Source organism: Confluentibacter citreus (genome assembly GCF_002807055.1).
Classification (GTDB): domain Bacteria; phylum Bacteroidota; class Bacteroidia; order Flavobacteriales; family Flavobacteriaceae; genus Confluentibacter; species Confluentibacter citreus.
This window is the reverse complement of sequence record NZ_NIXN01000001.1, coordinates 371,689-395,534: the sequence shown is the minus strand read 5'-3', so window position 1 is coordinate 395,534 and position 23,846 is coordinate 371,689. Positions and strand designations below refer to the sequence as shown.

The following is a 23,846-nucleotide window of genomic DNA, read 5'->3' as shown; positions in this document are numbered from 1 at the left end:
AGTGGGAATCTTTTAATTTCATTTCAAATCATTATTAGAAAGCAACTTTTCTACAACTATAGGAAAATGTTCCATTTCCAATTGATGGATTTTTGCAGCAACATCGTCCGCAGAGTCGGAAGGTCTTACGTCGCATTTTGCTTGGAATATAATGGCACCTTCATCATAATGTTCGTTAACATAATGAATGGTTATACCCGTTTCGGTTTCTTTATTGGCTACAACGGCTTCATGAACGTGCATACCATACATGCCTTTGCCCCCATATTTAGGTAAAAGAGCCGGATGCACATTAATTACTTTATTGGGAAATTCATTTAAAATAGCCTCTGGAAATTTCCATAAAAAACCCGCCAAGACAATAAGGTCTGGTTTTGATGCTTTTAAAAGATTAAGTACATCCCCAGTTTCGGTAAGTGCTATTTTGTTAAAAGAGAAGGCACTTACTTTAAGTCGTTTGCATCGGTCTAGAACTTTAGCGTGTGGGTTGTTTGTAAGCACAAGATCAACAGAAACCATGTCTTTGCTTTGGAAATATTTAATTAAATTTTCAGCATTAGTCCCACTTCCAGACGCAAAAATCACAATACGTTTCATTTATTGCTTTTATATTTTAAGTTATTTGATGTTATTCGTATTTAATTTAATAGATTGCTCCGTAAAATTTATGAGTCTATTTTTAAGAAACAGATTCGGACTTTAAAAATTCAAAAACAAAAAAAAGAATAATTATTAACATTTGATGGTTAAAATAAAATTACTTAAAAGTTATTTTAGTAAATTACAATCATATTTTTAAATTAAAGATATGTTTTGAGAATAAAGTTTTTTATTTTTGCCAACTAATTAAAACTTAAAATTAAAAGATTATGTCAGACATTGCATCAAGAGTAAAAGCGATTATCGTAGACAAATTGGGAGTTGATGAGAACGAAGTTGTAACGGAAGCTAGCTTCACTAACGATTTAGGAGCAGACTCATTAGACACTGTAGAATTAATCATGGAATTCGAAAAAGAATTTGACATCCAAATTCCAGACGATCAAGCTGAGAACATCGCAACAGTTGGTCAAGCTATTTCTTATATAGAAGCAGCAAAATAAGCATTACATTTTATGGAATTAAAGCGAGTTGTAGTCACAGGATTAGGAGCTTTAACACCAATTGGCAATACCATAGACGAATATTGGGAAGGCCTAGTTAGTGGAAAAAGTGGTGCTGCGCCTATAACATATTATGATACTGAAAAATTTAAGACCAAATTCGCTTGCGAATTAAAAGGTTTTGAAGTTACTGACTTTATAGACAGAAAAGAGGCCAGGAAAATGGACAAGTTTGCGCAGTATGCTATGGTTGCTGCCGATGAGGCCATTGCCGATGCCAAATTAAATCTAGACGAGGTAAACAAGTTAAGAGTAGGTGTTATATGGGGCGCTGGTATTGGGGGATTGGAAACGTTTCAGCAAGAAGTATTAAACTTTGCTGAGGGTGACGGAACCCCTAGATTTAATCCATTCTTTATTCCTAAAATGATTGCAGATATTGCTCCTGCCAACATTTCTATTAAGTATGGTTTCATGGGGCCAAACTATACCACGGTTTCTGCCTGTGCTTCTGCGGCAAACGCTATGTTTGATGCTCTAAACATGATTCGTTTAGGCCATTGCGACGTTATTGTTACTGGAGGAAGTGAAGCGGCTGTTACCATTGCGGGTATGGGAGGTTTTAATGCCATGCATGCCTTATCAACCAGAAATGAAAGCCCAGAAACAGCATCTAGACCATTTGATGGTACAAGAGATGGGTTTGTTCTTGGTGAAGGCGCAGGCGCACTGGTTTTAGAAGACTATGAGCATGCTAAAGCAAGAGGAGCTAAAATTTATGCTGAGTTTGTTGGAGGTGGATTGTCATCTGATGCTTACCACATGACAGCACCGCATCCAGATGGTATTGGAGTTATTGCTGTAATGAAAAATTGTTTGGAGAATGCTGGACTCAAAGCCGAAGATGTAGACCATATTAACACGCATGGAACCTCAACACCTCTTGGAGATGTTGCAGAACTTAAGGCTATATCGGAAATATTTGGAGACCACGCTAAAAAAATAAATATTAATTCAACAAAGTCAATGACTGGTCACTTATTGGGTGCTGCAGGAGCTATTGAAGCCATTTCGGTTATTTTAGCAATAGAGCATGGCATTGTGCCACCAACAATTAATCATTCAACAGTCGACGAAAACATTGATCCTGAATTAAATTTAACTTTAAATAAGGCTCAAAAGCGAGACGTTAAAGTAGCCATGAGTAATACATTTGGATTTGGCGGTCACAACGCCTGTGTATTGTTCAAGAAAATAGATTAAATCCCGAATGAATTACATTCGTAACATACTAAATTCCCGTTTTAAACGCAACGGGAATTTTTTTATGGAAGTAACTAAAATACTTGGTTTTAAACCTAAACAAATTAAATTCTACGAAACAGCATTTACGCATCGTTCCATGAATATTAAAGACAGTATTGGAAATGTTATTAATTACGAACGATTGGAATTTTTAGGAGATGCCATGCTTAGTGCCGTTATTGCATCACATTTATTTATTGAAGTGCCTAGCGGGGATGAAGGCTATTTAACAAAAATGCGTTCAAAAATAGTTAGTAGAGAACATTTAAATGAATTAGGCAGAGAATTAAACTTAATAAAACTGGTTGAAAGTAAAATTCCAACAGGGCAATTTGGAGATAACATTCACGGTAATTTGTTTGAAGCTTTGGTTGGCGCTATATTTTTAGACAAAGGATATACATATTGCGAAAGGTTTATATATCGCCGTGTTATTATTCCTTATGTAGATATTGAAACGCTTGAAGGCAAGGTTATCAGTTATAAAAGTTTGCTTATTGAATGGTGCCAAAAAGAAAAGAAAACCTTTGGTTACAATGTTTATGAAGACACAGGAAATGATGAGGTCAGGCATTTTTCCGTGAAACTATCCATAGACGGAAAGGTTGTTGCAAAAGCTAGGGCAACCTCCAAGAAAAAGGCAGAAGAAAAAGCATCAAAGCGCGCTTTTTTTGTTTTTCAAAATAGAATGTCTAAATTAATTTAAAAGTAATCCTGATTATTATTAATCAACTATAACGTTTTAGTGGGCATTCCTAATTAAGATTAAGCAAAAGATGTCATGACTCTTTATTATTAATACTATATTTACATCAATTTATAATTTATGGCTGTACACAAGCTTATTCTTGATGATTTTTTTGAAGAAGCTCCATATACTCTAATAGCAATCTATTGTGCTGTTGAAGATTATAGGCTAGCGTACCTTCTAAATAAGTATTTAAAAATACACCTTACTAGAAAGCCATCTGACCTAGATTATAACAACGGAAAATCAACATTTTCTATTTTTGAGTGGGAAGACCCGAAATATTTAACAATATGGAATTTAGTGCATAATGTTTGTAAATCAGAATCTTATCAAAAAGCAAGTCAGCAATCATTATTCGATTCAGAAGAAAAAATCACTAAAACATTTTACCTTATTCCAGAATACAAACAGGTTAATTATTTTTTAAAGATTGATAATGAATTTGACGACGACCAAGAAAAACTAATTATAGATACCATATTAAAAATACCCCAAATATCAACCTCCTATCGTATTGATGGGAATCAATTAAAATCTAAAAACAATTTAATTTTTAGCTAATGCAATTAAGAAAAAAAACCAAAATAGTAGCCACATTAGGGCCAGCAACAAGTACCAAAGAAGTTTTAAAAGGAATGCTTGAGGAAGGTACCGATGTATTTAGAATCAATTTTTCGCATGCCGATTATAATGATGTAGCCGCTCGCATAAAAATGATACGGGAACTTAATGAAGAATTTGGTTTTACCGCTGCGATTTTAGCAGATTTACAAGGCCCTAAACTTCGCGTGGGCGTAATGAAAGAAGATGTTATCGTGTATCCAGGTGATGAAATAATTTTTGCCACAGGAGAGCGCTTTGAAGGCACCAAAGACCGTGTTTATATGACTTATGATAGGTTTCCACAAGATGCAAAACCAGGAGAACGCATTCTTTTAGATGATGGAAAATTAATGTTTGTAGTTGTTTCAACTGATGGAGAAAAAGAGGTAAAAGCACGTGTTGTTCAGGGAGGCCCTTTAAAATCTAAAAAAGGCGTTAATCTGCCAAACACCGATATATCTCAACCCGCTCTTACAGAAAAAGATATTGAAGACGCTATTTTTGCCATAAAGCAAAATGTAGATTGGATCGCCTTATCATTTGTTCGTCATGCTGAAGATTTAATTCAATTGCGTGATTTAATAGCTGAGCATGGTGATGAAAAAATACCAATTATAGCAAAAATTGAAAAACCAGAAGCTGTAGAAAACATAGATAAAATTGTAGCACATTGTGATGGTTTGATGGTAGCAAGAGGCGATTTGGGCGTGGAAGTTCCTGCTGAAGAAGTTCCTTTAATCCAAAAACAATTAGTGTTAAGAGCTAAAAAAGCTAGAATACCAGTCATTATAGCCACTCAAATGATGGAGACTATGATTGATAGTTTAACACCCACAAGAGCAGAGGTAAATGATGTTGCAAACTCAGTGATGGATGGAGCAGATGCTGTCATGCTTTCAGGAGAAACGTCTGTTGGAAAATATCCAGTACAAGTTATTAGGCAAATGGCCAATATTTTACGAAGTGTAGAGAACTCACCATTAATTAAAGTGCCACAATTACCACCGCATATCCGTACCAACCGTTACATTACAAAATCGATTTGTTATCATGCGGCCAATATGGCAAACGAAATTAATGCCAAAGCCATTTCTACATTAACAAACAGTGGTTATACAGCGTTTCAAATTTCAGCTTGGAGGCCGTTATCACACATATTGGTTTTTACATCAAACAAACGCATACTAACAAGGTTGAGTTTACTTTGGGGCGTTCGTGCTTTTTATTACGATAAGTTTGTAAGTACAGACGAAACCATTGAAGATGTTAACATAATAGCCTGCAAAATGGGTTATTTAGAAGAAGGCGATATGCTCATCAGTTTAGCAGCCATGCCTATTCAAGATAAGGGGATGGTAAACACGTTACGTGTTACTGAGATAAAAAACTGTAATTTTTAATAATACAGTTTTAACATAAAATAAGCCCAAAGATCTAAAGATTTTTGGGCTTATTTTTATTCAGCAACATATAAAAATTAGGTTCTAAATTACAATACCACTATTTTCATAATGGATCTATCTTAAAGCTCTATTTGATTACTTAGGAGTTGTAAATAACCTAAAAGCAGATTCAGATGCTACAATATTTATATTGAATTCAACGTCATCCGAAACGATTTGATCAGCTACAATATTATAGAACTTCCCTGAAGCAAAGCTGATACCCCAATCTGTTCGATCAATAATCAGCTGACCATTCATTTTGACAATTTCGTCCTCAGCGTTGATTTTGGCTGGAAAAGTAATAGGGCGGGTGATGCCTTTAATCGTTAGGTTCCCTGTAACTTTTATATTTTCACCATTTATTGATTCAGCCTTACCATTTATTGATTCAGTCTTGATAATTGAGAATGTAGAAATGGGGAATTTTTCAACATCAAAATAATCAGCTGATTTTAAGTGTTTAATGGGGCTATTTTTATGCTCCTTATCTTTATATTCAATTGTATGCATATCTATTTCAGCTGTACCTCCTATAAGTTGACCTTTTTCGATCATCAATTCACCTTTTGATATATATACGTACCCTATATGTTCCTCATCAGAAGCTAATAGCATTGAGCCTTTCCAAGCTATAACACTTTCCTTTATGTCTATACTATATTTTTGCCCTAGGGATACTGGGTTTGCCGATACATTGTTTTTATGTTCCTCTTTTATAGGTCCACGGCAAGCGAAGAAGAAAGAACCAATAATTAAAATTAAAGTGATTAATAACTTGTTGTTCATATTACAGAAATTATATTGATTAATAATAATTGATTTTAAAATTCGAAACCCCATTATTTCTTATCCTCTTCACTTTTAAAGTCCGTGATGGTCTTTCCATCATAACGATACACTCCTGTCATAGATCCCAGGCCTCCAAACCAAATACTTCCATCATTAGCTTCCAAAATGCCCAAAAGAGCTGGTCCTCCTGACACAATTTCAGTTACAGTGGGATTTGTATTGTATAAGGAATCTGCATCATAACGTGAAAGTGCCCAGACATTAGAATTTACTTCGCCCGTAGTCCAGATGTTTCCTTTTTTATCTTGGATTATTGCATAAGCTCCCCTCTGGGATACCTTAGTAAAGATGCTGCCGTCATAGCGCCAAAGACCTTGTGAAACGAACGACGTATCGCCTCTCTTATCTTCTATTGTCGTCGCACCGAACCAAATATTCCCTTTTGTGTCTTCGATTATTGACCAAACATTGTTAAATGCCTTGCCATCTTTGTTTTTTAAAACGGTAAATGTTTTCCCGTCATAAACGAACATATTTTCTAGGTGCGCACCAAACCAAAGCTTACCGGTTTTATCTTCAAGGAGTAAACGAATATTGTTACTGGGAAATCCATCTTTTATGCTAAAATTCCGAAAGTATTTCCCATCATAACGGCTTGCTCCAAACCAGATATTACCGGCTCTGTCTTCGTAAATATTTGTCGCCATATTACTAGCAAGCCCATCCTTTGTTGTAAAATGTTGAAAAGATTTCCCATCGTAATGATAGACACCTGAATCTCTAGAGCCTAACCAAAGATTTCCTTTTCTATCTTCCAGAACATCCCAAAAGCTGGGCGATGGTATTTTGCTCGTGATATTTGTAAACGATTTTCCATCGTATCGAAAAACACCATTCCATGAAGCTATCAAAATGTCTCCGTTTCTAGCTTGCTTTACATTCCGAACCATCGTGTTAGGCCCGTATGAAGTGACGGTGTCTCTAGTTTCGGAGTTGATATTATCTTTTGGGAGATCTGTTTTGTTTTGTCCACATGAGGTGCAAAAAATGAATATCAAGAACAAAGGATATGCGTGGGGATATTTCATAATTTATTTACTCAGCAACCGCCTTTGGGAGGTACACATTTAAAAATTACTTTACTATCTCGTTCTATATAGTCTCCCCATATTATTGGGTATGAATACTTGGGCGCATGCGATACGGTATGGCTTCTTATAATTATTTTGTCGTTAACTTTCAGGCTTTGCAATTGATCAAGTTGAGACTTTTCAGGCTCAAATTTTACAATATAATCGACGCCATTAATCCTGACCATCACTCCGAAACCTAATCTTGAGCCTAGCGGAAGAGAAAGAGAGGTTACAACAGCCTCCATATTGGTAAAAGCATTTATATGATTGCTTATTTTAGCGACGCCGCTAAGCACTTTTTCGCCTTCGGGAGACGCTTCCCATTTTTTGTAATTTCTACCATCAGGGGTAGCCTTCCATTTTTTCATTTCGTCTTTCCTTTCAACAGTAGAGAGTAGCTGTGGGGTTGGTTTTTTAGAAGCTTCGTTTTTGATTTCGCGATTAGCAAATACTAGTCCGCTTACCAAAACCAGTGCATAAATAACTTTTCTCATGTTTTTTATAGGTTTAATTAACAATAAATATATCTCCTGATAAATCAGGTTTGTTTAAGGTATTTCTTTTATTTTTCATAATTTTATCTAATTGATTCAGCGAAACTATTTGATATCTTTCATTTTGAAGAACTTAGATTGTAAATAAAAATGTAAACTTTGTAAATAAAAACGTGACACTATGCTTGATAGCTTAGATTTTCTCTTCGGAAAACGCAAATACCTTTTCGCATTTGTACTATTCTTATGTATCTATATAATCTGTGTCGCTTTCAATATCAAGGATAGTGACGATTTTGATATCGCCAGAAGGGAAGTTTTACTCCGCAGAATTGGACATGAATTACTTTTACAGTCGGGCGACCGTACATCAAGAGTGCTCCCGATAAAAAAGATAGCCGAAAATGAATACCAAATCAGGTTTGAGAATGAGCTTACTTTTCAACCGGACTCTCTAGTGAACACCATTAGGCGTTTGCTGTTCAAAGACCCGCTCGCAGGGGATTATGTTGTTAATGTTCTGAATAGCGGCAACTCCAGTGTAGCTTATGGATATGCTATATCTAAAAACAAGAAAGATGATATTGTAGCCTGCATAGGAAGAGAGCAACCCGCAGCACATTACATAATCAACATTAAATTTAAAACGACAAGCACCAATATAATAAAGAACGAATTTCTGCTAGGCGGATTGCCTTTTTTAGCATTTGTTGGTTTTATTTTATTAAGATCTGTTAAGCCTCGGAAAGCTTTATCAGACGTCCAGCATACTGATGTGTTAACTTTAGGTGCGGTGTTGTTTGATTTCAAGAATCGGAAGCTCATTATTAACGAAAAGACCATAGACCTGACAGGAACTGAAACCCGGGTACTGCATATGTTCGCATTGTCTCCTAACAAGACCATAGAGAGAAGCCGATTGCAAAAAGAAATATGGGAAGATGAAGGTGTTATTGTAGGGCGCAGTCTGGATATGTTCATATCAAAACTTAGGAAAAAACTGGAGATTGACCCGAATATCAAAATTGTTGTTATACGCGGAAAAGGCTATAAGCTTGAAGTTGGCTCTTAAGAAGAATCTTCTGGTTAGAAATTAATCCTATTGGAGATTGAGCGAAAAATAACTTTTCAAACAATAAAGGCATATTCACTAAAAACTAAAACCCTCTCTACGCAATGTAAAGAGGGTTTTTTGTACTCAAGGTGGGAATCGAACCCACACTCCGAAGAACTGGATTTTGAATCCAGCGCGTCTACCAATTCCGCCACTTGAGCTTGTTTTGGACAGCAAAAATAGAATATTTTCTTTAATTCACACAAAAATACAAGACAATATCCTTTTTAGGTTAAAATAAATGTATAAATTTGCACCTCGTTTAAAATCAGGGTAGTCTTTGTGGCTACTAAACAACAAGTTAACTATGCCTATCGTTATTACCGAAGCTAAAATTTTTGCTTGTACACAAAGTAAAGTGCTTGGTGAAAAAATTGCCAAAGCTTTTGGTGCCACATTAGGCAATGTGATAACGTCCACGTATAGCGACGGCGAGTTTCAACCTTCTTATGAAGAGTCCATTCGTGGAACGAGAATATTCATTATAGGTTCTACAAATCCAGGTCCAGAAAATTTAATGGAAATGTTGTTGATGATTGATGCCGCTAAGCGCGCATCGGCAAGACACATTACAGCCGTGTTGCCATATTTTGGTTGGGCAAGACAAGATAGAAAAGATAAACCAAGAGTACCTATAGCAGCTAAATTGGTAGCTAAAATGCTGGAAGCGGCTGGAGCAACACGTATTATAACAATGGATTTGCATGCTGACCAAATTCAAGGATTTTTTGAAAAACCAGTAGATCATTTATTTGCATCTACCATTTTTCTCCCTTACTTGCAAAGTTTAAAACTGGATAACTTAACCATTGCGTCACCAGACATGGGAGGTTCTAAAAGAGCCTACGCTTATTCAAAAGCATTGGAGTGTGATGTAGTTATTTGTTATAAGCAACGCGCCATTGCCAATACCATTTCGCACATGGAGCTTATAGGCGATGTAACGGGTAAAAATGTGGTATTGGTAGACGATATGGTTGATACCGCAGGTACATTAACCAAAGCGGCCGATTTAATGATGGAACGTGGCGCATTAAGTGTTAGAGCCATATGCACACATGCCCTTTTATCTGGCAGTGCGTATGAAAGACTTGAAAAATCAAAACTAGAGGAATTAATCATTACCGATTCTATTCCACTAAAAAAACATAGCGATAAACTTAGGGTTTTAAGTTGTGCTAACTTATTTGCAGATGTTATGCATAAGGTACACCACAATAAATCCATAAGTTCAAAATTTGTGATGTAATCCCTCCCAACCTTACCAAAGAAAAGGGGCTAAAAAAAGAATAATTATTAATAACTATATATTTTAAAAATGAAGTCAATTACAATCAACGGATCTCAAAGAGAAAGCGTGGGCAAAAAAGCAACAAAGGCCTTACGTAATGCTGGTCAGGTTCCTTGCGTATTATACGGAGGAGATACACCAGTTCATTTCACAGCGAACGAACTAGCGTTCTCTAAACTTGTATACACACCAAATGCGCATACAGTTGTGATTGCTATAGAAGGCGGTAAAACGTATAATGCGATTTTACAAGACATTCAATTTCACCCAGTAACAGATAGAATTCTACACATAGATTTTTATCAGTTATTTGAAAACAAAGAAATCACCATGGAAATACCTGTTTTATATGTAGGTAATTCAAGAGGTGTTAAAAATGGTGGTGTATTGCGTAAAAACTACCGTAGCTTAAAAGTAAAAGCATTACCAGCTAATTTACCGGATTTTGTAGAGGCCGATATTACGCCTCTTAAAATAGGCAGCAAACTTTATATTACTGCTTTAGAAAATAAAGCCTATAAATTCATGCACCCAGATAACACGGTTATTTGTCAAGTAAGACGTTCTAGAGCTGCTGTTACTGAAGACGAAGAAGAAGAAGGTGCAGAAGCAGGAGCAGAAACTCCAGTAGCTGAAGCAACACAAGAGTAAATTTATTCTAAAAATTAATTACAATAAGCATCCTGCATTATTCAGGATGCTTTTTTATTTTTACAAATTAAAAGGTGTGTTTAGGTTTATAAATAAGTTTTTTAAGAAAAGAAGCCACATAGAGGATAATGATTCCATGAAAAAATATTTAATAGCAGGTTTGGGAAATATTGGGGACGATTATAAAAATACGCGTCATAATATTGGTTTTAAAGTATTGGATTATTTAGCAGAACAAGAAAGTTTAACTTTTGAAACCCAAAAACTAGGAGATATGGCTACTTATAAATTAAAAGGGAGAACCTTCATCCTGTTAAAACCGAATACCTATATGAATTTGAGTGGAAAGGCTGTGTTGTACTGGTTAACAAAGGAGAATATTCCCTTAGAAAATTTATTGGTTATTACAGACGATTTAAACTTGCCTTTTGGAAGTATTCGGCTTAAAACCAAAGGAAGCGATGGTGGACATAACGGATTAAAAGATATTCAAGATAAGCTGAACACTATAAACTATAACCGCTTTAGATTTGGTATTAGTGATGCTTTTAACAAAGGAAAGCAAATAGATTATGTTTTAGGAGAATGGACAGAGGAAGAAAGCAAACTTCTTAAGGAACGTTTGGACAAATCTGTAGAACTGATTAAATCTTTTGCCCTTTCAGGAGTAAATAATACCATGAATGCCTTTAATGGTAAATAATATTATTCAATAATAATTTTTTGTTTGGTTGTTATATTTCCGTCACTAATAGCCAGCACATACATCCCTGATTGAAGCCCCATGGGTTTTATTTCTTCCCTAAAATTACCTCCCAAGTTAGCGTAAACGCTACTGAATACCAATCGGCCTCTAATATCAAATAGCGTCAAGGTAACATCGTTATTGGTTTCAGAATTGAAAGCGATCCAAAAAGGACCATTAGTAGGATTTGGATATACTTTTACACCAATAATAATGTCTTCAATATTTGGGTTTGTCAACGTGTCGGTTTGGGTGCAAATATCTAAAGACCATGAATTTAAAGTGCCACTATCAACACTAGCTAAATCTTTCACATTAATGTTCCAAGCACCTGCGGCATCCAAGCCATTAAAAACATCCAATAATTCAGAAGGGGCATACGTATTTCCTACTCCTGTAGAATTACAGTTTATATTGTTTGTCCAATCTTCAAAAGTCATCACAATATTACTTTGAGAAGAACAATTGCGGTTCCAAAGTTTAGAGGCAGAGGTTCCGTTTGGATGTGTTACTGTAACAATCAAATCTTCAACATACGTATGCGATATATTTACATTGACTTTCACTTCGCTAATAAACCCAGAATTTGGAACATTTATAGTATGATTTGCCTCTTGACTATCACTTACAGGTAAATTTAAGTTCAAAGCAGAAGCATAGGTTGGTTGACACGTAGTGTTTACAGTATAATTAATAGCAAATTCTTCATCATTTACAGCATAAAACATATTGTTTACAGCTTCTATCATTATTCTGCAACGAGGAGCATATATAAAGGGCACACTAATATTTTGGCTACCATCATTAGGCGTATTTGCAGCTAATGTTGTTGGAAAGGTTAAACCGCCATCGGTTGATAAAAGGATGTTTACATTGCCTGCATTAACAGCGCCTGTATTGGTATTGGCAACATCCCAAGTAATTGTTTCAATGGTTCCAGGAGTTAAGTTCAAACCTGTAACATTTTGAGAGGTCACTCTAAAAGGACCTGAACTGCCATCTACTGTAATACTCTTGGTGTCATAACTTGTTTGGCCATTTTGAAGAACGGTTTGCGGGTTTCTATCACGAACCGTTAAAGCCCAATTGAGGGTTCTTGATACGGAAGAGACAGATTCCCAAGCGCTTCCAATAGTTGGATTTGTTTCGGTTAATTTTTTGTTGAGCACGCTTTTTAGAGTTGGAATATATCTATTTGGCGAGATAGATGGCGGTAAAGAACGATTGATAGAGCCAGAAGTCAAACTGGAGCTGAAATTGGCACTAGTTACAATACCATTATCGATTTGTTCCCAAGTATAAGTTAGGTTATCACCACTATTAGAATCGGTGGCACTTCCTTTTAAAACATAAGGTGTTCCTTGTGGAATGGTATAATTATTTCCAGCATTTGCTATGGGGGAATTATTGGAAATTGCCGTAGTTGTTTGGCAGTTTTTGGTACTTAAATTAGTTAATATCTGTTTGATGCTTTGGTAATGGAAGTATGGGTCGCTATGTAATTGAATGTTATCTAAATCGGTAACTCCAGCATACGCCATAATGGTACTTCCACTTCCAGGTTCAGATTGAACATTATTAGAACTTTCATTTGTATAAGACCAAGTATGACTAGCTCCCATTTGATGTCCAATTTCATGAACTACAAAATCTAAATCAAACGTATCGCCTTCGGGAATATCATTCGCAGGTGATGTGTAGGCACTGCCTTTTGAACCATTCACACAAACACAACCTATACATCCTGCATTTCCACCACCACCAGAAGCTCCAAATAAATGCCCAATGTCATAAGCCGGCTCACCAATAACAGTGGTTAAAGTATTCTGAAGCTGAATATTCCATCCATTGGAATTGTTTGCATTATCTTCATCGGTTCCAATATCGGCATCAGAGTATGGGTCTGTACTAGGATTAGTGTAAATTAACTGAGGGGCATTTACAAGTTCGAAAGTAACCGCCATATCGGTTTCAAAAATATCATTCACCCTATTTAAAGTAGCATTGATACCAGCGAGCGCATCAGCAACCGTTCCGCCAAAATAATTAGTATATTCTCCTGTTACAGAAATAGCGATTCTAAATTTTTGAAGGGTTTGGTTATTTGCGCCCCCTTCATTAATCGTTGTTTTTGAAACGTTGCTATTTTTATTGAGTGTTTCGTTTAAGTCATCAATAGTTTGACATTCAAAGGAGTCAATATTATTATTTTTAGAGTTTTTACTGTATAAAATGTACTGATTGGAATTTTTAGTAGTTGGTTCCATAAAAATAGTTGGCTTATCTACATAAGAAACCATGGTTTTGATACCTAGATGCGAGACACTCATTCGTATTCTTGTATCGGGGTTTTCAAGACTGTAACCAACATACGATTTAATATCTGGAAATTTTTCAGCCAATTCTGGGGAAAATACAGAAGCTTCAAAAATGTTAAATAATTCTAATTCACCATGTTGCCCTGGAATGGCTACAATCGTATTATTTCGTTTCGTTTTAGCCGTTCTTTGTGATGCACCCGCTATGGATTGTTTCAGCAAAACGGCATTTAGTTCAAAATACCCAACCCTGTTTTCGTTTAAATGATATTTAGAAATCTTTTCAGGATTCTTAACATTTTGTAATTTTTTCCAAGAAGAATTTTGTGCTATTACTGAAAAGCCAAACAAAAACATTGCTATTGAAAAAACATAATGTAGTTTTGCTTTCATAAGTAGAAATTATTGTTTTCAAAGGTAATTGGTACCGCCTTTTATTTACTGGTGTTTTTTAAAACGTTTATTAATGGCGATTTCATAAAAATAATTAGGGCAATTTTTTTAACCTTTGTCAAACAAATCTAATTTTTTTAATTCAGATTAGCAATTTATTCTTTTACATGGGAATTCTCCAAAATATTAAAACTTATAACTCTAAAGAACCAACCGTAGTAACCATAGGCACGTTTGATGGTGTTCATGTAGGGCATCAAAAAATCATTAAACGCTTAGTGAATGCTGGCATTAATGCTCAGTTAAAATCTGTTATACTTACCTTTTTTCCGCATCCGCGAATGGTTTTGCAAAAAGATACAGGCATAAAACTGATTAATACGATTGATGAACGTAGCGAGATTTTAAATTCGTTAGGACTTGATTACCTTTTGGTTAAAAAATTTACCAAGGAATTCTCTAGACTTTCAGCAGAAGACTTTGTGAAGAAAATTTTGGTCGACAAACTGAACGCTAAAAAAGTGATTATTGGTTACGATCATAGATTTGGAAGAAACCGAAATGCAGATATTGAAGATTTAAAACTGTTTGGTGAAAAATACGATTTTGATGTTGAAGAAATTTCAGCAAAAGATATTAACGATGTGTCGGTTAGCTCTACAAAAATAAGAACCGCTTTAAACGAAGGAAACATTACCAAAGCAAATATGTTTTTAGGCTATAGTTTTATGCTAACGGGTACAGTAAACAAAGGAAAAGGTCTGGGCAAAAAATTAGGGTTTCCCACAGCGAATATAATTATTGAAGAAGATTATAAATTAATTCCTAAATACGGATCGTACATAGTAAGTTCCCTGGTTAATGAACAATTGGTTTATGGTATGATGAATATTGGCATGAATCCAACCGTTAATGGCGAAACAGAAAGCATAGAGGTTCATTTCTTTGATTTTGATGACACTATTTACAATAAAAAAATTCAAATTAATTTATTGAATCGTATTCGTGACGAACAAAAATTTGAATCGGTTGATGCTTTAAAAAACCAATTATTAAAAGACAAACAAGCATCAATCGATTATATCAAGTCTCAAGATATTTAACTGGAATATCTTGCTATTTTACATTTAAAATAAAGATCAATTATAGTCGCAATTCATTAAATTTGTCGCTTAAAAATTCAATAGATGTTACAGGTTCCTTTTATAAGAGAGAATAAAGATTTGGTTATTGCTGGATTAGCAAAAAGAAATATAGATGCTACAAGTAGCATTAATCAAGTCATTTCTTTGGATGAAGATAGAAGACGTATTCAAACCGAGTTAGATAATACCTTGGCGGAATCAAATACGCTTTCAAAAGAAATTGGCATTTTGTACAAATCTGGTGAAACACAGAAAGCCAATCTTTTGAAAGAGAAAACCGTTCAGCTAAAAGATGTTTCAAAAGAGCTTAACGATTCGCTTAATAACAAAGTTGAAGAGTTAAACCAACTACTTTATAAAATACCAAACGTTCCAAATAGTCTTGTCCCTAAAGGAAATTCAGAAACAGACAATGAAGAAGTGTATAGAGAAGGTGATATTCCTGTTCTATACGCTGGTGCTCAACCCCATTGGGAACTGGCAAAAAAGTATGACATAATCGATTTTGAACTTGGCAATAAAATTACAGGTGCTGGTTTTCCTGTTTACAAAGGCAAAGGCGCCAAATTACAACGGGCATTAATCACCTATTTTTTAGATAAAAATACAGCAGCAGGTTATACTGAATATCAATTGCCACATTTGGTTAATGAAGCGTCTGGTTTTGGTACGGGCCAATTGCCCGATAAAGAAGGGCAAATGTACCATGTTACCGAAGACAATTTGTATTTAATACCAACGGCAGAAGTGCCTGGAACCAATATTTTTAGGGATGTTTTGCTAAATGAAAGCGATTTACCCATTGGTATTACAGGTTATACACCATGTTTCCGTCGGGAGGCAGGAAGTTATGGCGCACATGTTAGAGGATTAAACAGATTGCATCAATTCGATAAAGTTGAAATTTTAAGAATTGAGCATCCAACACAATCTTACAAAGCACTAGATGGCATGGTGAACCATGTAAAAACCATTTTGCAAGAACTAAAATTACCTTACAGAATATTAAGATTATGTGGTGGCGATTTAGGATTTACTTCAGCGTTGACTTACGATTTTGAAGTGTTTTCCACAGCACAAGATAGATGGTTGGAAATTTCTTCTGTATCAAATTTTGAAACCTTTCAAGCCAATCGTTTAAAATTGCGTTTTAAAAATAGTGATGGTAAAAATGAATTGGCGCATACACTTAACGGAAGTTCGTTAGCACTTCCAAGGGTTTTGGCAGGCATTTTGGAAAATTATCAAACCGAAAAAGGCATCGTTATACCAGACGTTTTACAACCGTACACAGGTTTTAAAATAATCGATTAATCACCCTAAAAAAGAACATAAATCTTACATATTTTGTTGTAAAAAACATATTTCAACGATTAAGTGCGATATATTAACGTTGTTTAACGATTTTTATTAACTTTTCTTGGAGTTTTAAAAGATATTTCTCAAGTTAGCTGAACCAAACATATACAAGCCTACTAACCATGAAAAATCTTATGCGAATTGTTCTTTTAATTACATTAATTTTCTTCGCTAGCAAGGTTTTGTTTTCAGATTTTGAAGCCACAAAAACTGAAAATAAAATAACTGCAATTGTAAGTAAATAAAAAGTTTATTAGAAGATTGTCCCCAATCGATTCACGCTATCGTTTTTAATAATGATGGATAAATAGTTAATAGACATTTATTTTGATTGGTTAGTGCCCGAATTTTATTCGGGCATTTTTTATAAAAAGATTCACAATTTCTACAAGCCACATTTCTTATCTTTACAACATGAGGGGTATTTTAATAATATGTTTTATAGTATGTTGTACCAATGCATTTTCGCAAAATGATGCCTTGGCGAACGAATATTATAAAAATGGCGATTTCGAGAAAGCATTATTAGAATATAAAAAACTATATGCGCAATCGCCATCAAACATTAATTACATAAGCCAAATGGTGTCCACGTATCAGCAGCTAGAACAGTATGATGAATCGGAAACCTTTTTGTTGAAACTATTGGAAAGATTGAATTATCCAGCCTTTTTAGTTGAACTGGGCTATAATTATCAGTTAAAAAACGATTTACAAAATGCAACCAATTATTATAACCAAGCACTATCAAGCATTGATGCGAATGTTAATAGTGTTTTTTCAATAGCCAGAAGTTTTCAAAGCCACTCGCTTTTAAGCGAAACCATTGCAGCATACGAGAAAGCCATGGTTTTAAAGCCTGACCTCAATTTTCAATTACAATTGGCCCAAATATATGGAGAGCAAGGTAACATTGAAAAAATGTTTACCAGCTATATAGAATTTGCTAAAAGTAATCAAGCAGCTTTGAGTATTATAAAACGCTCTATCAATGATTTTATAAGTGAAAACAGCACGAATGAAAATAATGTACTGCTAAGAAAAATTTTACTCAAAAACCTGCAGCAAGATCAAGATTTGATTTGGAACGATTTGCTTAGTTGGATGTTTATTCAACAAAAAGAATTTGGTAAGGCATTTGTTCAAGAAAAAGCCATTTTTAACAGGCAACCAGAAAGTTTAAATAGAATTGAAGAATTGGCTCAAATAGCACTTAGTGAAAATGAAAACGACATTGCTAAAGAGATTCTATCTTATATTATAGATACCGCGCAAGACACAGATACTTTGCTTAATGCCTATTATAACTTACTTCAACTAGAAACTGAATTAAGCTCAAAAAGCAATTATCAAACCATTAACAATCAATATTTAGAGTTATTTAAAAAGTTTGGCACCTTTGCCCAAACATTAAACCTTCAAATCGCTTATGGGCATTTTCTAGCGTTTTACATGAATGAAACCGATAAAGCCATCGCATTTTTAGAGAAAACCCTAGAACTTCCACTAACCGAACTAGAGCAAGCAGAAGTGAAGTTAGAGTTGGGAGATATTCTTGTTTTACAGGAAAATTTCAATAAGGCCTTAATATATTATACCCAAATTCAGCGAAACTTAAAAAACAGCACTATTTCTCAAGAAGCTAGATTTAAAGTGGCTAAAGCGAGTTATTATAAGGGCGATTTTAAATGGGCGGAATCCCAGCTTAAAATATTAAAAGCATCAACGTCACAGCTTATTGCCAATGACGCATTAGATTTAAAATTACTTATTAGTGATTATAAATATGAAGATTCACTTCAAACGGCATTAAAGCTCTATTCTAAAGCCGATTTATTAGCGTTTCAAAACAGAAATGATGAAGCCATTTCACTTTTAGAAAAAATATTGCAAGAACACAAAACCGAGCCAATTGTAGCTCAAGCCTTATTTAAACAAGCACAATTATTTGAAATTACAAAAGAACTCACAAAAGCAGAAGTCAATTACAATGCCATTATAGAAAATTATAGTGATGGTATTTTAATCGATAATGCTTATTATGCTTTGGCAGAGTTGTATGAGAACCATTTAAACCAGTCCGAAAAAGCAAAAGCCTTGTACGAACAAATTATTTTTAACCATCCCGACAGTATTTACTTTGTGGAGGCCAGAAAAAAATATAGGGCTTTGCGGGGTGATGCTATTAATTAGATTTTTAGAAAGTTAGACTTTCTTAGACAATTAGATTTTTAGACAGTTAGACCAGCACCCAAGACCGAGCACCTAATACCCATCAACCATAAACCAACACCCATGATTATATACAACGTCACATCCAATATAGATGAAACCATTCACGACGAATGGCTTACATGGATTAAAGAACATATTCCGCAAGTATTAGCAACAGGAAAGTTTGAAAAAGCAACCCTCACCAAAGTGTTGGTTGATGAAGAGATGGGTGGTGTTACCTATTCGGTTCAATATAAATCCTATTCGCGAGAAGCGTTAGATGCATTTTATAGGGAGGATGCTCCTGCTTTTAGATCTGAAATTTCAAAAAAATTTGGAGATAAAATGTTGGCATTTAGAACCGAACTGGAAATTATAGATGAATATTCGGTGACGTTCAAATAGCTTTTGTCAATCTTGCTGCGGTTGGAATCCATTTTAAAATGTAATTTAGCATCTAAATTCATGAATCCGTGGCAAACAACCCCAACCAGCATCAAGTAAAAGCCAAAAAGCATTTAGGACAGCATTTTCTGAATGATGAAAGCATTGCAGAAAAAATTGCTGACACCTTATCTTTAGAAAACTATAAAACCGTTCTGGAAATCGGCCCCGGTATGGGTGTTTTAACCAAGTATTTGTTAGAAAAAGATGTTACGACGCATGTTATTGAGATAGACCCAGAATCTGTAGAATATCTTAAAGCAAACTACCTTAGTCTAGCTTCCAGAATCATAGAAAAAGATTTTTTAAAGTACGATTTAAACCTTATTTTTAAAGGACAGCCTTTTGCCATTATTGGAAACTTTCCTTATAATATCTCCACACAAATCGTTTTTAAAGTATTGGAAATGAGAGATCAAATTCCAGAGTTCTCAGGCATGTTTCAAAAGGAAGTCGCAGAACGTATTTGCTCTAAAGAAGGTAGTAAGGTATATGGTATTTTATCGGTTCTAACCCAAGCGTTTTATAAGGCGGAATACTTATTCACGGTGCCACCAAATGTATTCAGTCCGCCGCCAAAAGTAGATTCAGGTGTTTTAAGACTCACAAGAAAAGACGATTATTCATTACCATGTGATGACGGGTTATTTTTTAAAGTTGTAAAAGCAGCATTTCAACAACGCAGGAAAACAATTCGTAACAGTTTAAAAACATTCAATTTAAGTGATAATTTAAGAGAAGATAGTATCTTTGACAAGCGTCCGGAACAGTTAAATGTTCAGCAATTTTTAGAGCTTACAACACGTATTGAAAAGGATTTAAACTAGTTGTCACTTCGAGTGATTTTGAAGCATTCAAAATAGTATCGAGAAGTTTTTAATAGAATGCAAGAAGAAAAAGAAAATATACAATTCGAGCTTACTGATGAACTCATTCAACAAGTGGAGCAACTTATCGCAGCCAGAAAAGATAAGGAGCTCAAAAAGTTATTAGATGAGTTTCATTACGCCGATATTGCCGAAATTTTAGATGAACTTAATCTAGAAGAGGCCGTGTATATTATCAAGTTACTGGACTCTGAAACGACTTCAGAAATCTTAATGGAACTTGATGAAGACAATAGGGAAAGGGTTCTAAGAAATCTGTCTTCAAAAGAAATTGCCGAAGAAATTGAAGAGCTTGATACCGATGATGCTGCCGATATTATTTCCGAACTTCCTGAAGAACGTCAACAAGAAGTTATTTCACACATTGAGGACGAAGAGCATAAAGCTGAAATCCGTGAGCTTTTGGCTTATGATGAAGATACGGCGGGCGGACTCATGGCAAAAGAGTTAGTTAAGGTTTACGAAACCTGGACGGTTGCTGGATGCATGCGACGCATACGAGGGCAAGCCAAGGAAGTTACCCGAGTGCATTCTATTTATGTAGTTAATAAAAAAAACAAATTGATAGGGCGTCTTTCTTTAAAAGACCTTATTGTTGCCAAAAGCGATCAAAAAATTTCAGAGATTTATATTCCTAGTTTCGATTATGTAAACGTTCATGATGATGTTGAAGATGTTGCAAAAGTGATGGCAAAATACGATTTGGAAGCCATTCCCGTAGTCGATGAAAACATGATTTTATTGGGAAGAATCACCATTGATGACATTGTGGATGTCATGAAAGAAGAAGCCGATAAAGATTACCAATTAGCGGCAGGTATTACGGGCGATGTAGAAGCTGATGATACCATTTGGGAACTTACAAGAGCACGTTTGCCATGGTTGCTTATTGGGATGTTTGGGGGCATTGGTGCAGCAAGTATTATCAACGGATTTAGCGATGCTATGTTAAAATTTCCAGCACTTTTAATGTTTATTCCGTTAATACAAGCAACCGCAGGAAATGTTGGGGTACAATCCTCAGCCATTATAGTGCAAGGTCTCGCCAACGATTCTATTGATGGCAGTATTTTAAAACGCCTCCTGAAAGAATTTTTATTAGGTTTGGTAAATGGACTTGCCATTGCGTTTATAGTATTAATCATTAGTCACTTTGTATTTCAAACAACCTATTTAGAGTCTTTAACCATTTGTGTAGCCCTTATTTCGGTTATTATTATGGCAGCATTAGTAGGTACCTTTATCCCAATATTTTTAGACAAACGCGGGATAGATGCCGCCGTAGCCACAGGGCCATTTATTACGACAAGCAACGATGTATTTGGTATATTAATGTACTTTTTAATTGCTAAACTTATTTTAGGGTTTTAATATTCTTTGTCAATCAAAACTTGTTTCAGCATCACATGAAAATCCTTCACCTAGATACCAATCATGAACTTTTAATAAATCAGTTAAACGATTTAGGGTTCACTAATCATGAAGATTACACGTCTTCAAAAGAAACTATTGAAGCTAGAATTTCAGATTATGATGGTATTATTTTAAGAAGCAGATTCACAATAGACAAATCATTTCTGGATGCAGCTAAAAACCTAAAATTCATTGGACGTGTTGGTGCCGGATTAGAAAATATAGACGTTGAATACGCAAAAGTCAAAGGCGTGGAGTTGATTGCAGCACCGGAAGGCAATAGAAATGCCGTTGGTGAACATGCTCTAGGTATGTTGTTGTCTCTTTTTAATAAACTAAATAAGGCTGATGCCGAAGTGCGACAAGGTAAATGGTTGCGGGAAGCCAATCGTGGCGTGGAATTGGATGGAAAAACCGTTGGCATTATTGGTTATGGAAATACAGGAAAATCCTTCGCGAAAAAATTAAAAGGGTTTGATGTTGAAGTATTGTGTTATGATATTTTAGACGACGTAGCCGATGAAAATGCCAAGCAAGTGTCGCTTCAAGAATTACAAGAACAAGCAGACGTGGTCAGTTTACACACTCCACAAACAGTGTTAACGCTGAATATGATAAATACTGTATTAATAAATCAATTTAAAAACCCCTTTTGGTTTATTAATACAGCGCGTGGTAAAAGTGTGGTGACGGCCGATTTGGTTTCGGCATTAAAATCTGGAAAAATTCTTGGTGCCGGATTGGATGTGTTGGAATATGAAAAAACATCGTTTGAAGCCCTGTTTTCTTCTGAAATGCCAGAAGCTTTCCAATATTTAATAAACGCAAAAAATGTTATTTTATCACCTCATGTAGCGGGTTGGACTGTTGAAAGCAAAGAAAAATTGGCGCAAACTATTGTAGATAAAATCAAAGCTAAGTTTTGTTAACTTTGCCAACTAAATCAAAAAAATAAACTATGGATATTTTAAGTTTTATAAGTGGAAACGGTCTTTTTCTTTTATTAGGAATTGTACTAATTGTGGTTTACTTTATAAACCGTAGAAAAAGAAGATAATTATCGGGTTTTTAGCCAACCAGTAATACTTAATCGCTCCTTATTGACAGGTCTTACCTCGTGTTCAATAATTTGGCTTTCAAAAATAACAACGCGACCAGGAAGTGGATAAATAATTTTTTCGGTTTGTTCGCCGTTCTCATCTAGATACAACACCAATTCACCACCATTTTCAGGTAGCCATCCATCTTCATTCAAATAACATACAAACGATAGTTTGCGTCGGTCATCATTTTGAAACGTATCAATATGCCGTTTGTAAAAAGTCCCTTTTGGGTATAAAGCATAATGGAATTCTTTGTGTAAAATACCTAAAAAGCAAGTTCTATTAAGATAGTTTATTAGATTATTTATGTTGTTGAAAAACAAGAGTTCAGAAGCATCTGCTTGAGTTTCATCCATCCATAAAATCACATCGCCTCTAATAGATTTTACAATGGTTTCTTCAAAACGATTACCAATAGCGGCTTTTTTAAAAGCATTCTCTTCATGTTTTTTAAGCAACGATTGCCTTAAAATAGCAACGTCTTCCGCAGAGAAAAAATCCTCCACAATACTATATTTCTTAGATAAAATATCAGTAATAATAGCTTCGTAAAGCGGATTTTCAACAAACTCAATATTCTCAAAAAGATGACTCATCCAATAATAAATATCAATTAGTAGTCAAAAGTAATCTAAAAACAAATTGCTTTTACAAAATGAATATCTTTGCAAAACAAATACAACTTTGATGAGTAACATACGCATTACAAAACAATTTTCTTTTGAAACGGGGCATGCCCTTTATGGTTACGATGGTAAGTGTAAAAACGTGCATGGGCATAGTTATAAGCTTTCGGTAACTGTTATTGGAACACCCATTACAGACACTAATCACGTTAAGTTTGGAATGGTGATTGATTTTAGCGATTTAAAAAAAATCGTGAAGGAAGAGATTGTAGATGTGTTTGATCATGCCACTGTTTTTAATAAAAACACGCCCCACGTAGAACTCGCCAAAGAATTGGAAAATAGGGGGCACAACGTACTATTGGTAAATTATCAGCCAACCAGCGAAATGATGGTGATTGATTTTTCAAATAAAATAACCAAACGATTACCAAATCATATAAAATTACATTCATTAAAGCTTCAAGAAACCGAAACATCGTTTGCCGAATGGTATGCGTCAGATAATGCTTAACGCAAA

At 34.9% G+C, this 23,846-nt stretch carries 23 protein-coding genes and 1 tRNA gene; 17 read left to right on the top strand and 7 right to left on the bottom strand.

Annotated elements, in window-relative coordinates; genetic code table 11:
* Nucleotides 1-18: 18 nt before the first annotated feature.
* Complete coding sequence (gene purN, locus CDH49_RS01725) at nt 19-597, bottom strand: phosphoribosylglycinamide formyltransferase (protein ID WP_100613580.1); 579 nt, start codon at nt 595-597, stop codon at nt 19-21.
* Between the two features lie 272 nt (nt 598-869).
* Between purN and CDH49_RS01720 the strand changes: the two genes are divergently transcribed.
* The 5 genes from CDH49_RS01720 to pyk all read left to right on the top strand — a co-directional run bounded on the left by CDH49_RS01720 (nt 870) and on the right by pyk (nt 5,162).
* Nucleotides 870-1,103 carry an acyl carrier protein gene (locus CDH49_RS01720; RefSeq protein WP_007647141.1) on the top strand — a complete coding sequence of 78 codons (234 nt, stop codon included), beginning with the start codon at nt 870-872 and terminating at the stop codon, nt 1,101-1,103.
* Between the two features lie 12 nt (nt 1,104-1,115).
* The gene (gene fabF, locus CDH49_RS01715; RefSeq protein WP_100613579.1) at nt 1,116-2,366 is read left to right on the top strand and encodes a beta-ketoacyl-ACP synthase II; all 1,251 of its coding nucleotides are present in this window, start codon (nt 1,116-1,118) and stop codon (nt 2,364-2,366) included.
* 7 nt (nt 2,367-2,373) lie between these two features.
* Nucleotides 2,374-3,114, top strand: coding sequence for a ribonuclease III (rnc, locus tag CDH49_RS01710; RefSeq protein WP_100613578.1), 741 nt, complete (start codon nt 2,374-2,376; stop codon nt 3,112-3,114).
* Nucleotides 3,115-3,234: 120 nt separating this feature from the next.
* On the top strand, nt 3,235-3,720 hold the full coding sequence (locus tag CDH49_RS01705; protein WP_100613577.1) for an IPExxxVDY family protein: 486 nt from the start codon (nt 3,235-3,237) through the stop codon (nt 3,718-3,720).
* Nucleotides 3,720-5,162, top strand: coding sequence for a pyruvate kinase (gene pyk, locus CDH49_RS01700; protein ID WP_100613576.1), 1,443 nt, complete (start codon nt 3,720-3,722; stop codon nt 5,160-5,162). The genes CDH49_RS01705 and pyk overlap by 1 nt, the downstream gene beginning before the upstream one ends.
* Nucleotides 5,163-5,300: 138 nt before the next feature.
* On the opposite strand, the gene CDH49_RS01695 is transcribed toward pyk, so the two are convergent.
* From CDH49_RS01695 to CDH49_RS01685, 3 genes are read right to left on the bottom strand one after another with little or no spacing between them, the layout of a single operon-like run.
* Nucleotides 5,301-5,993: a YceI family protein gene (locus CDH49_RS01695; protein WP_157805257.1), complete on the bottom strand. Its 693-nt coding sequence runs from the start codon at nt 5,991-5,993 to the stop codon at nt 5,301-5,303.
* 53 nt (nt 5,994-6,046) lie between these two features.
* A complete protein-coding gene (locus CDH49_RS01690) occupies nt 6,047-7,084 on the bottom strand; it encodes a ligand-binding sensor domain-containing protein (protein WP_100613574.1) in 1,038 nt (345 codons plus the stop codon).
* A gap of 11 nt (nt 7,085-7,095) precedes the next feature.
* Nucleotides 7,096-7,623, bottom strand: coding sequence for a hypothetical protein (locus CDH49_RS01685; RefSeq protein ID WP_100613573.1), 528 nt, complete (start codon nt 7,621-7,623; stop codon nt 7,096-7,098).
* Nucleotides 7,624-7,999: 376 nt separating this feature from the next.
* Here CDH49_RS01685 and CDH49_RS01680 point away from each other — a divergent pair, with 376 nt between their 5' ends.
* On the top strand, nt 8,000-8,695 hold the full coding sequence (locus CDH49_RS01680; RefSeq protein WP_239970539.1) for a winged helix-turn-helix domain-containing protein: 696 nt from the start codon (nt 8,000-8,002) through the stop codon (nt 8,693-8,695).
* Nucleotides 8,696-8,818: 123 nt separating this feature from the next.
* On the opposite strand, the gene CDH49_RS01675 is transcribed toward CDH49_RS01680, so the two are convergent.
* Nucleotides 8,819-8,898 (bottom strand) — tRNA-Leu (locus tag CDH49_RS01675).
* A 146-nt stretch (nt 8,899-9,044) separates the two neighbouring features.
* On the opposite strand from CDH49_RS01675, the gene CDH49_RS01670 reads away from it, so the two are divergent.
* The 3 genes from CDH49_RS01670 to pth all read left to right on the top strand — a co-directional run bounded on the left by CDH49_RS01670 (nt 9,045) and on the right by pth (nt 11,382).
* Nucleotides 9,045-9,986: a ribose-phosphate pyrophosphokinase gene (locus CDH49_RS01670; protein ID WP_100613571.1), complete on the top strand. Its 942-nt coding sequence runs from the start codon at nt 9,045-9,047 to the stop codon at nt 9,984-9,986.
* 69 nt (nt 9,987-10,055) lie between these two features.
* Nucleotides 10,056-10,679, top strand: a complete 624-nt coding sequence (locus CDH49_RS01665; RefSeq protein WP_100613570.1) for a 50S ribosomal protein L25/general stress protein Ctc — start codon at nt 10,056-10,058, stop codon at nt 10,677-10,679.
* 136 nt (nt 10,680-10,815) lie between these two features.
* Entirely contained in the window at nt 10,816-11,382 is a 567-nt protein-coding gene (gene pth, locus CDH49_RS01660) for an aminoacyl-tRNA hydrolase (RefSeq protein ID WP_100614445.1), read from the top strand.
* A 2-nt stretch (nt 11,383-11,384) separates the two neighbouring features.
* On the opposite strand, the gene CDH49_RS01655 is transcribed toward pth, so the two are convergent.
* Nucleotides 11,385-14,135, bottom strand: coding sequence for a zinc-dependent metalloprotease (locus CDH49_RS01655; protein ID WP_100613569.1), 2,751 nt, complete (start codon nt 14,133-14,135; stop codon nt 11,385-11,387).
* Nucleotides 14,136-14,302: 167 nt separating this feature from the next.
* On the opposite strand from CDH49_RS01655, the gene CDH49_RS01650 reads away from it, so the two are divergent.
* The 7 genes from CDH49_RS01650 to CDH49_RS01620 all read left to right on the top strand — a co-directional run bounded on the left by CDH49_RS01650 (nt 14,303) and on the right by CDH49_RS01620 (nt 22,526).
* Nucleotides 14,303-15,238, top strand: a complete 936-nt coding sequence (locus CDH49_RS01650; protein ID WP_100613568.1) for a bifunctional riboflavin kinase/FAD synthetase — start codon at nt 14,303-14,305, stop codon at nt 15,236-15,238.
* Between the two features lie 84 nt (nt 15,239-15,322).
* Entirely contained in the window at nt 15,323-16,594 is a 1,272-nt protein-coding gene (gene serS / locus CDH49_RS01645) for a serine--tRNA ligase (protein ID WP_100613567.1), read from the top strand.
* Between the two features lie 459 nt (nt 16,595-17,053).
* A complete protein-coding gene (locus CDH49_RS01640; protein ID WP_100613566.1) occupies nt 17,054-18,832 on the top strand; it encodes a tetratricopeptide repeat protein in 1,779 nt (592 codons plus the stop codon).
* A 102-nt stretch (nt 18,833-18,934) separates the two neighbouring features.
* Nucleotides 18,935-19,258 (top strand): DUF4286 family protein, encoded by a 324-nt coding sequence (locus CDH49_RS01635; RefSeq protein WP_100613565.1) that lies wholly within the window; start codon nt 18,935-18,937, stop codon nt 19,256-19,258.
* 68 nt (nt 19,259-19,326) lie between these two features.
* Nucleotides 19,327-20,124 (top strand): 16S rRNA (adenine(1518)-N(6)/adenine(1519)-N(6))-dimethyltransferase RsmA, encoded by a 798-nt coding sequence (rsmA, locus tag CDH49_RS01630; RefSeq protein ID WP_100613564.1) that lies wholly within the window; start codon nt 19,327-19,329, stop codon nt 20,122-20,124.
* Nucleotides 20,125-20,181: 57 nt separating this feature from the next.
* The gene (mgtE, locus tag CDH49_RS01625) at nt 20,182-21,555 is read left to right on the top strand and encodes a magnesium transporter (RefSeq protein WP_100613563.1); all 1,374 of its coding nucleotides are present in this window, start codon (nt 20,182-20,184) and stop codon (nt 21,553-21,555) included.
* Nucleotides 21,556-21,590: 35 nt separating this feature from the next.
* Complete coding sequence (locus CDH49_RS01620; RefSeq protein ID WP_100613562.1) at nt 21,591-22,526, top strand: 2-hydroxyacid dehydrogenase; 936 nt, start codon at nt 21,591-21,593, stop codon at nt 22,524-22,526.
* Between the two features lie 128 nt (nt 22,527-22,654).
* Here CDH49_RS01620 and CDH49_RS01615 read toward each other — a convergent pair whose 3' ends face one another.
* Entirely contained in the window at nt 22,655-23,296 is a 642-nt protein-coding gene (locus CDH49_RS01615) for a 2OG-Fe(II) oxygenase (protein WP_100613561.1), read from the bottom strand.
* Between the two features lie 91 nt (nt 23,297-23,387).
* Between CDH49_RS01615 and CDH49_RS01610 the strand changes: the two genes are divergently transcribed.
* Nucleotides 23,388-23,840: a 6-pyruvoyl trahydropterin synthase family protein gene (locus tag CDH49_RS01610; protein WP_100613560.1), complete on the top strand. Its 453-nt coding sequence runs from the start codon at nt 23,388-23,390 to the stop codon at nt 23,838-23,840.
* The last annotated feature ends 6 nt before the right edge of the window (nt 23,841-23,846 follow it).

Excerpts from the sequence above, each read along its gene's own strand:
- CDH49_RS01650 (WP_100613568.1), top strand. The coding sequence starts at position 14,303 with ATGGGAATTCTCCAAAATATTAAAACTTATAACTCTAAAGAACCAACC.
- CDH49_RS01665 (WP_100613570.1), top strand. The coding sequence starts at position 10,056 with ATGAAGTCAATTACAATCAACGGATCTCAAAGAGAAAGCGTGGGCAAA.
- purN (WP_100613580.1), bottom strand. The coding sequence starts at position 597 with ATGAAACGTATTGTGATTTTTGCGTCTGGAAGTGGGACTAATGCTGAA.
- CDH49_RS01615 (WP_100613561.1), bottom strand. The coding sequence starts at position 23,296 with ATGAGTCATCTTTTTGAGAATATTGAGTTTGTTGAAAATCCGCTTTAC.
- fabF (WP_100613579.1), top strand. The coding sequence starts at position 1,116 with ATGGAATTAAAGCGAGTTGTAGTCACAGGATTAGGAGCTTTAACACCA.
- CDH49_RS01685 (WP_100613573.1), bottom strand. The coding sequence starts at position 7,623 with ATGAGAAAAGTTATTTATGCACTGGTTTTGGTAAGCGGACTAGTATTT.
- CDH49_RS01670 (WP_100613571.1), top strand. The coding sequence starts at position 9,045 with ATGCCTATCGTTATTACCGAAGCTAAAATTTTTGCTTGTACACAAAGT.
- CDH49_RS01695 (WP_157805257.1), bottom strand. The coding sequence starts at position 5,993 with ATGAACAACAAGTTATTAATCACTTTAATTTTAATTATTGGTTCTTTC.
- serS (WP_100613567.1), top strand. The coding sequence starts at position 15,323 with ATGTTACAGGTTCCTTTTATAAGAGAGAATAAAGATTTGGTTATTGCT.
- pyk (WP_100613576.1), top strand. The coding sequence starts at position 3,720 with ATGCAATTAAGAAAAAAAACCAAAATAGTAGCCACATTAGGGCCAGCA.
- CDH49_RS01640 (WP_100613566.1), top strand. The coding sequence starts at position 17,054 with ATGAGGGGTATTTTAATAATATGTTTTATAGTATGTTGTACCAATGCA.
- CDH49_RS01635 (WP_100613565.1), top strand. The coding sequence starts at position 18,935 with ATGATTATATACAACGTCACATCCAATATAGATGAAACCATTCACGAC.
- CDH49_RS01705 (WP_100613577.1), top strand. The coding sequence starts at position 3,235 with ATGGCTGTACACAAGCTTATTCTTGATGATTTTTTTGAAGAAGCTCCA.
- CDH49_RS01655 (WP_100613569.1), bottom strand. The coding sequence starts at position 14,135 with ATGAAAGCAAAACTACATTATGTTTTTTCAATAGCAATGTTTTTGTTT.
- mgtE (WP_100613563.1), top strand. The coding sequence starts at position 20,182 with ATGCAAGAAGAAAAAGAAAATATACAATTCGAGCTTACTGATGAACTC.
- CDH49_RS01720 (WP_007647141.1), top strand. The coding sequence starts at position 870 with ATGTCAGACATTGCATCAAGAGTAAAAGCGATTATCGTAGACAAATTG.
- CDH49_RS01690 (WP_100613574.1), bottom strand. The coding sequence starts at position 7,084 with ATGAAATATCCCCACGCATATCCTTTGTTCTTGATATTCATTTTTTGC.
- CDH49_RS01620 (WP_100613562.1), top strand. The coding sequence starts at position 21,591 with ATGAAAATCCTTCACCTAGATACCAATCATGAACTTTTAATAAATCAG.
- CDH49_RS01610 (WP_100613560.1), top strand. The coding sequence starts at position 23,388 with ATGAGTAACATACGCATTACAAAACAATTTTCTTTTGAAACGGGGCAT.
- rnc (WP_100613578.1), top strand. The coding sequence starts at position 2,374 with ATGAATTACATTCGTAACATACTAAATTCCCGTTTTAAACGCAACGGG.
- pth (WP_100614445.1), top strand. The coding sequence starts at position 10,816 with ATGAAAAAATATTTAATAGCAGGTTTGGGAAATATTGGGGACGATTAT.